We start from the raw sequence: 11,610 nt of genomic DNA on the forward strand, positions 1-11,610 counted from the left end.
ATCTTGGACGATTGGTATAGGAAGGGTATATAAAGAGTTGATTCATAATATAATACAACAGTGCAAAAAATGTTAAAAACAGGGTTTCGAGGCGAAAGAAAAAGGAATAGGTGCTAGGCCATAGGCCTTAGGCAATAGGGGAGAAGCGACGGTCATTATTGTTGTATAAACATTCTCTTTTCATATACTTCGCTCTCGCAGTGCACATACTCAGCTGTTGCTGGTTATCTTCGAAGGGGGAATTAGTGACGGAAAGGTTAAATGTATTTAACTTTGCCAAAGGTCGTAGGACAACAGGCAATTAGGGAAAGACGGATATAAATTGGTAAATTGATAAATTAGCAAATTAGCAAATAGGTAAATTGGGTTATCGGCATATGATGGTAATGGCTCTTTCTTCGCCTTTTTCGTTGATGATACGTAGGGTGTGATTACCTTTTGGGGCAAAGATATTCATTTCGTGAAAGGTTTCGGTGGTGCCGAGAAAAGCATCGTCTAAATACCAAAAAACCTTGCCTTCGCGATTGGCAGCCTTTGCTGTAAAGGGTTGTTGCTCGCCTCCAAAAGTTTTAGTGGTGTAAAGTACGCTTTGGTGTTTGGGGTAAACGAAATCCAAGCCCCTTTGCAGATTGCCTTGTGTGCAATCGGGACGTAGGGGGGGGAGTGGCTTGTAGTGAATGTGTTGCTGTTTGTAATACCATTCCATTACGGGAGGTAACACGAACCACGCTTTGTTTACAATGTTTTGTGGAGACTCACACGAGGTGTTTACTTGGTACTGCTCGTCACGGTCGAGGTGTACGAGCTTATGATAAGGACATTGCCCCACTTCCTTAGGAGCGAGATTGCTGAGTACTGTTTGCTTAGGGCATTCGGGTTTGGCAAGGAAACCAGAATTGGCACAGACGGATACCTCGCGCAGGTCGTCTAAGGGTTCTGAAAACCACGAAGTAGGAGGGAGGGCGTTGAAGATACTGAACATTACCGGAGCGGCGTAGGTAGCCCCTGTGAGAGTGGGACGTCCTTCGCCTGTGGCATTGCCTACCCACACAGCCACCACATATTGAGGTGTAGCACCAATCGCCCAAGCATCTTTATTGCCAAAGCTGGTACCTGTTTTCCACGCTATCTTGCGCGACGACTCGTAGTAGCGCCACGCTATATCATCGGTAGGGCGGTTCACTTCCTTCATTGCACTAAACATCTTGTAGAGCGCTCCCGCCCTGAGTGTAGGTAGTTCGCGAGTGTTTTTTCCGAAATCTAAGGGGGCAGTATCGGTATAACGCAAGTGCTGAAATTCCTTAGTACGATAGTGCTGAGTGCGCGCAAAGACTTCCGTTTCCGAAGCCAGATTGGTATACGCCTGTGCCAAATCCCACAGATTGCTCTCGGCACCTCCGAGGATAATGGAAAGACCATAATGGTCGGGGTGGCGGTTGATGTTTTTCAGTTGCAAGTGTTGTAACACATCGTAGAAACGATAGGTAGTAAACTGCTTTAAGAGCCATACAAACGGAATGTTTAGCGATTTGGCTAAAGCCATATCGGCAGAGACAGCACCTTCAAAACTATTGCTAAAATTCTGAGGTGAATAGCCTCCTATTTGAGTAGGAACATCGGGTACTAACTGGGTGGGGAGGAGTTCTCCCTCGTGCAACATCGCTGCATAGAGAAAAGGTTTGAGCACACTACCCGTACTGCGAGGTGCGTGCACGATATCCACATCTTTTTGATGGTCGGTATCGGTAGGGGTATTGCCTACGTAGGCGAGCACTTTTCGTGTTTTCACTTCTACCACCAAAGCTGCCATATTATAGATTTCGGATTGCGAGTAGTGGGTGTAATACCCTGCTACAAGGCTGTTTACTTTCTCTTGCAAGTTTAACGACACCGTAGAGCTAATACGCTCGCCTTCTTGAGTTTTAGAAGCAAAAATAAGTAGGTGAGGCGCGAGTTGTGGAATAGGGTGAGGTTCAGCAGGAAGAGGTTCGAGAAGTGCCAAATCGTATGTTTCTTTATCGATGATATTTTTAAGGAGGAGTTTGTAAAGCAACGCATTGCGTTTCTGCAAGAGACGTTCTTGGTTCTTACCAGGAAAGATAAGGCTGGGTGCATTAGGGAGAACTGCCAGCGTAGCCGATTGTGCCCACGAGAGCTGATGAGGAGCGACACCAAAGTAACGCCAGGCTGCCATATCGAGTCCCACAACGTTGCCACCAAAGGGAGCGTGAGAGGCGTAGAGTTTGAGGATACTCTCCTTAGAATAGCGGAACTCCAATCGGGTAGCCCATATCATTTCGATGAGTTTCTCGAAATAAGTGCGCTGTTGGTGCTCACGAGCAATGCGTATCACCTGTTGGGTGAGCGTACTGCCCCCGCGCTGTACTTTACCACTGCTCACATTGCGATAGAGAGCCTTGGCTACTGATATGGGATTTACCCCCCAATGGTAATAAAAATGAGCATCTTCGAACTGCAATACCGACATTTTAAAGCGGTAGGGCACACTGTCTACTTCGGGGAAGCGCCATTGTCCGTCGTCCGCAATCTTAGCCCCAAGTAATTTACCCTCGTTGCTTTCCAACACCGTGGCATAAGGTTGTGGGAAGAGCTGACGAGGCAGACAGAAAGCATACCACACAAAGCATAGCACTGCTATCGCTGTTTTGATAGGGTGGTGGCGGATATAAGAGATAAGAGGTGACAAGTAACGGGTAACAAGTGTGGTGTTCATAAAGACTACTAAAAAGACTTTCAGAAAATCGCGCAAATATAAGAAAAAGTTTTTAGTTGTCAATCACCAGGAAAGTCAAAAGGAGCAGAAAGAACCGATTCTTATGATATTCTCCTATCCAACCACTAATCACTAACGGTTAACTTCCTAAGTTATTAAATTTTTAACACTCTTTACTTCTTTATTTTTACATTTATTTATAAACAGGAACTATTCTCTTTTAAAAGGAAAGAATGTTGTTTTCTTAAAAAAGATTAAAGAAATTCCTTAGAGGTACACCTGTGTTTTCGTTTTATTTATGTTTTTTGCAAAAAAGTATGTTTTTTAGCAAAAATATTTTCGATTGGTAATTAATAGGTTATAAAACAAGAAATGTTAAAATTTTAAGATTGTTAATAAATTTGTTAGTTAAAATTTGGCAGTTTATTAAGAACTTCCTACCTTTGTCGAAAATAAATTTTTTTTAAATGAAAGTAAAAGAATCAATGTTGCTATTTGTTTTGTTACTATGCTGCACTGTAGCAATGGCACAAACGAGAGTATCTGTTACAGGTTCTGTTACAGGTAACGATGGACTGCCCCTTCCTGGGGTGAGTGTGGTTGTCAAAGGGACAACTCGTGGTGTTTCAACCGATTTTGATGGGAAGTACGAAATCCAAGTTGCTCCTAATGAAGTACTTGAATTTAGCTCTATTGGGTATGCTTCTCAGCTCAAAAAGGTTGATACAAAAAAAGGAACGTTTACTTTAAACATCGTTCTTAAAGAAGAAGCGCAACAGCTTGGCGAAGTAGTGGTTACTGCGTTAGGCATCAAGCGTGAACAAAAGGCTTTGAGTTACAATGTACAACAGGTAAACGCTGAAGAGCTTACTAAAGTGAAAGATGCAAACTTCATCAACTCACTCACTGGTAAAGTAGCTGGGGTTACTATCAACCGCAGTTCTTCTGGTGTGGGGGGTGCTACCAAAGTGGTAATGCGTGGTGCTAAATCTATTGAAAAGAGCAACAACGCGCTTTATGTGGTAGACGGCGTACCTATGCTCTCCACCACTTCTACTCAAGGTAGTGGTAAGTTCCACTCACAAGGGTCTACTGAAAGCATTGCCGACATCAACCCTGATGATATTGAAAGTATGACCGTACTTACAGGAGCTTCGGCTGCTGCGCTCTACGGTTCGGCTGCTGCCAATGGGGCAATCCTTATCACTACTAAAAAAGGTAAAGAGGGTAAAATGAACATTCAATTATCCTCCAATACAGAGTTTGGCAATCCGTTTGTCTTGCCAGAATTCCAAAATAGTTATGGCAGTGATGGCAAAGTAACTTCTTGGGGGGCTAAATTGCCTGATGATGCCAATCGTTACGATGTGAAGGACTTCTTTAGAACCGCCACTACCCTTACCAATTCGGTAGCACTTTCTGGAGGTACCGAAAAGAACCAAACTTATTTTTCAGCAGCCTCTACCAATGCTGAAGGGTTGGTACCTAACAACCAGTACAACCGTTACAACTTTACAGTGCGCAACACTACCCACTTATTAGGCGACCGCTTGCGCATTGATGCTTCGGCAAGTTACATCCTCCAAAACCACCTTAATATGATTAATCAAGGGGAATATATGAACCCCTTAGTGGGTGCTTATTTGATGCCTCGTGGTTACGGTTTGCAACGCGCTCGTCAGTTTGAACGTTACAACCCTACTACTCATATTTATGAACAAGTATGGGGAGATTTTGCAGCTGGCTCCGATGGTACTTTCAACGGTAGCTTTGCAGGTGATTACACCTTGCAAAACCCATATTGGGTAGCTTATCGCAACTTGCGTGAAAGCAAACGCGAACGCAATATGCTCTCTTTGGGCGTTACCCTCGACCTCAAAAAGTGGAGTCCTACTGAAAAATGGGATATTTCAGGACGTGTACGCACCGATAATACCAACTTCACCAGCACCGACAAACGTTATGCTTCTACTTTGTCGTTATTAGATATGAGCAAAACAGGTTATTTTGGCATTGCTCGTGGTTATGAAAAACAAACCTACCTTGATGTGCTTACTAACCTCAACAAAAATTTTGAATGGGAAGGCGTGGGTCGTTTCTCTTTAGTAGCCAATATCGGGGCTTCTTTGCAAGACACACGTTATGACGAATTAGGCTATAAAGGACCTTTGCGCAAAGACGGTATTCCTAACGTATTCAACGCTTTTAATATCGACCAAGGTGCTGCCAAAACCAGACCTTACCAATCGGGGTATACGGAGCAAACTCAATCTATTTTCGGTAGTTTGGAAGTAGGTTATAACAGTTGGCTCTACCTTACCCTCACCGGTCGTAATGATTGGGCTTCACAGTTAGCGAACTCTCCACAATCTTCTTTTTTCTATCCTTCAGTGGGACTTTCAGGAGTACTTACCGATTTGCTTTCACCTGAAACGAAAGCTAAATGGTACAACACCTTATCTTTTGCTAAAATGCGTGTAGCTTTCAGTTCGGTAGCCTCTCCTTTTGATAGAGAACTCACTACCCCTACTTTTACTTTCAACGAAGATACTAAAGTATGGAAAGCCGTTTCGTATTTTCCTATCGGTGAATTGCGTCCAGAACGCACCGATTCTTACGAAGTGGGTATCGCGACTAAATGGCTTAAAGGAGCTCTAACCTTAGATGCTACTGTTTATCAAACCAACACTTATAACCAAACAATTAAGGCAGAGATTTCTCCTTCTACTGGTTACGATGGTATCTACTTGCAAACTGGTGATGTACGCAATCGCGGACTTGAAGTAGGATTGGGTTATGATTTGAAAATCAAAGATAAATTCAGCTGGAACAGTTATTTCACTATGAGTTACAACGAAAACAAAATTATGTCGCTTGTAGAAGATTATATCAACCCTGTTACTGGAAAACGCGAAGGTCGTAGTTACTTAGAAAAAGGAGGTATCGGCGGTGCTCGTTATATCCTTAAAACAGGAGGTACCTTAGGCGATGTGTACGCTACTAACGATTTCAAACGCGATGCTGATGGCAACCTACTTGTGGATAGCAATGGCAAAGTGAATGTAGAAGAGTATAGCAATCGTGACAATTATGTGAAATTAGGTTCTGTATTGCCTAAATACAACTTAGGTTGGCGCAATGATTTCAACATTGGCAATATAGGCTTTGGTGCGATGTTCGCTGGACGTATAGGAGGTGTAGCCATCTCTATGACCCAAGCTGCCTTAGACCATTACGGTGTTTCTAAAGAATCGGCTGAGGCTCGCAATGCAGGAGGCGTAAATATCAACGGTTACAAAGTACCTGCCCAAAGTTACTTTGAAGAACGCGGGAAAGGACGTGTAGCTCAATACTATACCTATTCGGCTACCAACTTCCGCTTGCAAGAGGCTTACGTTTCTTATCATTTGCCACGCAAACTCGTGAATGATAAGGTAGATGTTACCCTTTCTGTTGTAGGTAGAAACTTAGCAATGCTTTACTGCAAAGCGCCTTTCGACCCCGAAGCGGTTTCATCTACTGGTAATTATGCTCAAGGTTTAGACTACTTTATGTTGCCAAGCCTTAGAAGCTATGGTTTTAGTATCAAAGCAAACTTTTAAATAAGCGCAAAGAATGAAAAAATATATTATCCCTGTATTAGCCCTACTTGCAGTAGGCTGTACTAAAGATTTTGAAACTTTCAACAAAAACCCCTACGGAGCTACCGATGAACAGCTCAGTAGAATCCCACAAGGAGGAAATGAACTCGTTGCCTTGCAAAAATTGGTAGTACCTCAGCAGGAAAACTCTTACCAAATGTGTTTTGACCTGCCCGCTACTCCGTATGCAGGCTATGCCTCACAACCTAAGTTCCAAGCCGATTACCCTGTGTATAACCCACGTACAGGCTGGACTGACTATGTGTTTGACGACACTTATACCAAGCATTTATACCCTGCTTATTTTGCTTTAAAGAGCTATTCTAAAGGCGATATGAGCAAATACTATTTTGCTTGGGGAACTGTGTTGCGTGTAGCCGTTACTCACTGGCTTACCGATACCTATGGACCGTTACCCTACTCTCAAATGGAAGCTGGTAAAACCCAAACACCTTACGATAAGCAATCGGATTTGTATAAATATATGGCAGAAGACTTGAAAACAGCTATCAACACCTTGAAAGCAGTAGATGCTTCCGACCGCCAATATGCCGATTTTGACCTTGTATACAAAGGTGATATGACCAAATGGGTGAAATATGCTAACTCTTTGTTGTTACGTATGGCTATACGTATGAGCGATGTAGACGAAACTAACGCTAAAGCGTATGCTCAATTTGCCATTAACAATGGTGTGATTACCGAAAATGCCGATAACGCTATGCTCGAAACTCAAGATAATGCAGCTTTCAAAGTAGCAGTAAGTTGGGGCGACTCACGTGCAGGTGCTGATATTGTAGCCTATATGAATGCCTTTTCAGATCCCCGTCGCGAGGCCTATTTCACTGAAGTTGCAGGCTTAACTCAAAAGTACATCGGACTAAGAAGTGGACTTACTGGTATCACTGTAAACCCAGCCCTTTTTTCAGCTCCAAAAATCACTAAAGAGTCACCTATGGTGTGGATTACCGCATCAGAAGTAGCTTTCATCAAAGCTGAAATGGCGCTCAAAGGCTGGACTTTTGTAGGCGATACTGCTGAAAACTTGTACAAAAAAGGTATAGAATTATCGTTTGCACAACACAATGTTGCCATAGGTAGTTACTTAGAGAACACCAATACCCGCGGTGCTTATTCCGACCCTCGACAAAGTGCTTACGACAACCCTACTTTCTCATCGGCTATTACAGTGAAATGGAATAGCAGTGATAGTAATGAAGTGAAATTATCAAAGATTATCACTCAAAAATGGATTGCAATGTACCCTTACAACTCACACGAAGCGTGGGCTGAATGGCGCAGAACGGGTTATCCTAACCTAATGGCTCCCGTAGAAAACCGTAGCAATGGAGTAATTACTTCGGTAACCCAAGTAAATGGCAAAGACACTGGTGGTATGCGACGTTTGCCTTTCTCTTCTAAAGAGACTACTAACAACCCTACCAACCGCAACGCTGCTGTAGGTTACTTAGGCGGTGCCGATAATGGCGCTACCGACCTTTGGTGGGTGAAGAAATAACTTAACCTTTAAATGTTATCGCAATGAAAAAAATAATATTCATAGCCTCGTTACTTGCTGTTGCTTGTAACGATATTGAACCGATAGATATAGAGGCTCCTAAACGTGAAATCAACACTCAGGCGCTTACCCAATACAAAGCCGACCTGAACAAACGCCCGATTACTATGGGAATGCTCTACAATTGGGGAAAAGAAGCAGGGGCTATCCTGATGAATACCCCTGATAGTTTAGATGTGATTGTAGTGAAAAATAACTACAATGCTATCGACGAAATGCTCCAAAACGATTTGAGAGACGTACAACAAAAGAAAGCGACTAAAGTATTGCTCGGTATCGACTTTTCGGCAGCTACCACTACCGATACTACCAAGCTCACCAAGCAAGCTAACGATGCTCTCGCTATCGCCAAAGCCAATGGTTTTAACGGTGTGAGTGTAGAGTTTCCGCAAGAAAGTAGCGATTACTTCTCTCAAGCAGCTTTTGATGCCGTACTTTCGGCTATCGTTGCTAACAAAGGTAACTTGCTCTTTGCCGTTGAAAATATGTATGGAGGAGACACAAAGCACATTGAGAAAGCTAATTGGGTAATATTCCGCAAAAAGGACAATGAGCAATTCCGCAGTTTTACTGAGCAAGCTGAAAAGTGGAAAACGCTTCGCTATTTACCTTCAACCGATTTCACCGAAGAAGGTCTTGACGATGGCTATAGCGACTCTACCAATTTCAACCCCGATGGCAAAAATGGTCGCTATCCGCGTACAGTAGATATCGTTAATTGGAAAGCCTCCAACCGCGCTGGGGTAGCCCTATACCACATCGAAAAAGATTACTACAACCTTTCGGGTAAAACTACTTTCAAAACCTTGAGAGGTATCATTCACAAAGTACAACAACAAAAATAGAAATAATGAAACGCAATTTAATAATAGGTATGTTCCTCGCCCTTGCGGCTTGTGCTCCTAAAGAAGATGTAGGAGGAGGAACTAAAGCAGGAGGACAATCGGCAGTACTGCTCCAAAAAGAAGGTAATAAAACCGCCGAATTTTCCTCTCCAGTAGCCCTTTCGGCTCAAGCGAATGAAGTAGGTACTCAAAAAAGTGTAGCCTACCAAGTGCAATTGTTTAAAGAAAACAACAGCAATTTGGCTGCTTATGTCACCTTAGACGATAGCCAAGTAGCCAAATACAACAGTCTATACGGCACCAAATACACCGTGTTACCCGCTAAATATATTTCGTATACAAAAACCTTGAACATCAAAGCAGGTAATATTCTATCAGACGAAGGAACTGCCAAAGTAACCGTCTCCGATGAATTGAAAGACAATACCGCTTATATGTTTGCCTTACGACTCTCCTCAGTGAGTGGAGCGAGTGTTACCCCTAACACTCAACTGCTAATGGTGAGCTTCGAAAAGATAAAAGGCCAGATTAAAAATACTTTAGCAGTTACTCGTGATGAGTATTTAGCAGTAGATAATGGAGGATACTCCAGCGTTAGCGACATAGGTTCTACCTTTACTTTAGAAGGACTCATCAATGTACAGAAATTTAGGAGTAATCCTGATGATTTAGGTGAGGCAGGTATTTCTACCTTTATGGGTACTGAAGGGGAAACCTTATTGCGCTTTGGTGATAGCGGAATAGAGCCTGACTATTTACAAGCCAATGGTCAAAAAATAGACGTGAAATTTAAAACTAACCAATGGTATCATATCGCTTTAGTAGTAGACGGCAGCAAAACCATCGCTTATATAAACGGTAAAAAAGTAAGTGAATTTACAAAATCAGGAAGTCTTAGTACTTTCTATATTGGAAAGAGTTGGAGTGAATATCGCGGTATTGTAGCGCGCTTTAGCGAACTCCGCTTGTGGAGTGTAGCTCGTACTGCCCAACAAATCAAAGACGGTATGTATGAAGTAAATCCTACTGAAAGTGGCTTGTACGCTTACTGGAAAATGAACGAAGTGAAAGAGAATAAAATACCTGACGCTTCTGGCAACAATCGTTACCTCATCTTACAAGGTCAGGCAGACAAAAGTGGTAGACAAACTATCAAACTACACGAAGAAGAAAAAGGTGTAAAAATAACTGAATAATATGAAAGCAAAATATATCATAGCCAATATAATGATAGGTGCAGCATTGCTGTACGCTTGCGATAAAGACAAAATAGAATTGCCTCAACCCGGGAACAATACTATGAACAGCCAAGGAAGTGCCTTGTATTACAAAGTAGCTCCTCAAGAGGAAGTAACAACCCTCTCTGCCGACGGTGCTTACACTTTTGTAACCAAAATAGGAAAAGCTGCCCCCGATGCAGGTGCGGTAACTTTGCTTACCAGCGCTATGGAGAAAATCGTTAAAGATTACAACATTTTCAAAGGAGTTTCAGACTATAGTTTGTTACCTTCAGCCAATTATACTTTTGAAGGTAGTAGTTATACCAAAGGCGCTACTGAAGCTGAAGTAAAACTGACTATCAAAAACTTTACTTCTTTAGCGTATGGCGATTACTTGCTCCCTTTGAAAGTGGAGATGGCAGGACAACAAGTATTCCATTTGGTAAAAGTGCATAAAGATGGAGAATTTTCTGCTCTTAGCGAAACCTCTAAAAAACCTATGCCCCCCGGAAGCTATAGCTGTCCCGACCGCAAAGAACCTATGAAAATGGTCGCTTATGTGGAGACTAACGACTGGGACATCCGCAATATGGGTCAGTTTATACTCAAAGATAGTAAAAAGCCAGTGTTTGACATAGTCGTGCTCTTTGCTGCCAATATGAACTACGATATTCAAAATGGCAAACGCTATTTATCCTTCAACGACAAGTTGCAACCTATCCTCAAAGACCCCGATAAGTATATCAAACCTTTGAAAGATAGAGGAATTAAAGTAGTAGTAGATATTTTGCCTAACCACCAAGGGGTAGGTTACTATAACTTCCAAAACTATGAAGAAGCTCTTGAGTTTGCTCGTGATTGCAAACAATATGCCGATAAATACGGTTTCGATGGTTACGACATAGACGAAGAATGGGCTGACTACCACAAACTAAAACAAAAACCTACTAAAGGAAATGAATCTATCTTGTGGTTTATGAGGGCTATGAAAGAAGTAATGCCCGACAAACTCCTTACCTTATACGACTATGGACATAATTTATCTTCTTATGATGTTGATGAACACGGAAAAGGAGCTAAGGACTACTTAGATTATAGCTGGTCAGATTATGGCAGAAATCAAACTTCTTTTGTAGGACTTCCTAACGAAAAATACGGTAAAATGTCTGTCAATGCCACCTATGGGACTTACGGTGTAGGTTGGGCAGCGGAAGCTAATGTAAGAGATTGCTTTGGAATGATGATGATATATAATATCAAAGGAAATAGCATAGCAGCAGGACGAGTAACAGAAGATTTAAGTGCTGCTACTAAAAAACTTTATGGTGAAGAATGTATTTTCTCTGGGAAATACCATAAAGGACATAAAGACAGGTAATACTTAATTACTTTATAAAAAGAAGAGGCTGCCCTTGCATTGGGGGTAGCCTCTTTTTTTTATGTAATGTAACGTCACTTCAATATAACAAAATACAATTTTTCAATTACTTTTGCGTTGTCACAATCCCCCTTACCTTTGTCATTCGTCTCTCGTCTCTCGTCATTTCTTCCTCCCTATCCTTGGGAGAAGTCTCCGAATAGGAGAGTATGT

The 11,610-nt window shown here is 42.2% G+C and carries 6 protein-coding genes; 5 read left to right on the forward strand and 1 reads right to left on the reverse strand.

Going from position 1 to position 11,610, the window contains the following annotated elements:
- Positions 1 to 367: 367 nt before the first annotated feature.
- A complete protein-coding gene (gene pbpC, locus HMPREF9072_RS01030) occupies positions 368 to 2,734 on the reverse strand; it encodes a penicillin-binding protein 1C (RefSeq protein ID WP_034565971.1) in 2,367 nt (788 codons plus the stop codon).
- Between the two features lie 467 nt (positions 2,735 to 3,201).
- Between pbpC and HMPREF9072_RS01035 the strand changes: the two genes are divergently transcribed.
- The 5 genes from HMPREF9072_RS01035 to HMPREF9072_RS01055 are packed head-to-tail and all read left to right on the forward strand — an operon-like array spanning position 3,202 to position 11,397.
- Positions 3,202 to 6,336, forward strand: coding sequence for a SusC/RagA family TonB-linked outer membrane protein (locus HMPREF9072_RS01035; protein ID WP_009410088.1), 3,135 nt, complete (start codon positions 3,202 to 3,204; stop codon positions 6,334 to 6,336).
- A gap of 13 nt (positions 6,337 to 6,349) precedes the next feature.
- Positions 6,350 to 7,894 carry a SusD/RagB family nutrient-binding outer membrane lipoprotein gene (locus HMPREF9072_RS01040; RefSeq protein WP_009410089.1) on the forward strand — a complete coding sequence of 515 codons (1,545 nt, stop codon included), beginning with the start codon at positions 6,350 to 6,352 and terminating at the stop codon, positions 7,892 to 7,894.
- A gap of 23 nt (positions 7,895 to 7,917) precedes the next feature.
- Complete coding sequence (locus tag HMPREF9072_RS01045; protein WP_009410090.1) at positions 7,918 to 8,799, forward strand: glycoside hydrolase family 18; 882 nt, start codon at positions 7,918 to 7,920, stop codon at positions 8,797 to 8,799.
- Between the two features lie 5 nt (positions 8,800 to 8,804).
- The gene (locus HMPREF9072_RS01050) at positions 8,805 to 9,995 is read left to right on the forward strand and encodes a DUF1735 and LamG domain-containing protein (protein WP_009410091.1); all 1,191 of its coding nucleotides are present in this window, start codon (positions 8,805 to 8,807) and stop codon (positions 9,993 to 9,995) included.
- 1 nt (position 9,996) lies between these two features.
- A complete protein-coding gene (locus HMPREF9072_RS01055) occupies positions 9,997 to 11,397 on the forward strand; it encodes a BT_3987 domain-containing protein (protein WP_009410092.1) in 1,401 nt (466 codons plus the stop codon).
- Positions 11,398 to 11,610: the final 213 nt, after the last annotated feature.

It is taken from the genome of Capnocytophaga sp. oral taxon 324 str. F0483 (assembly GCF_000318315.2).
In the GTDB taxonomy this organism is placed as follows: domain Bacteria; phylum Bacteroidota; class Bacteroidia; order Flavobacteriales; family Flavobacteriaceae; genus Capnocytophaga; species Capnocytophaga ochracea.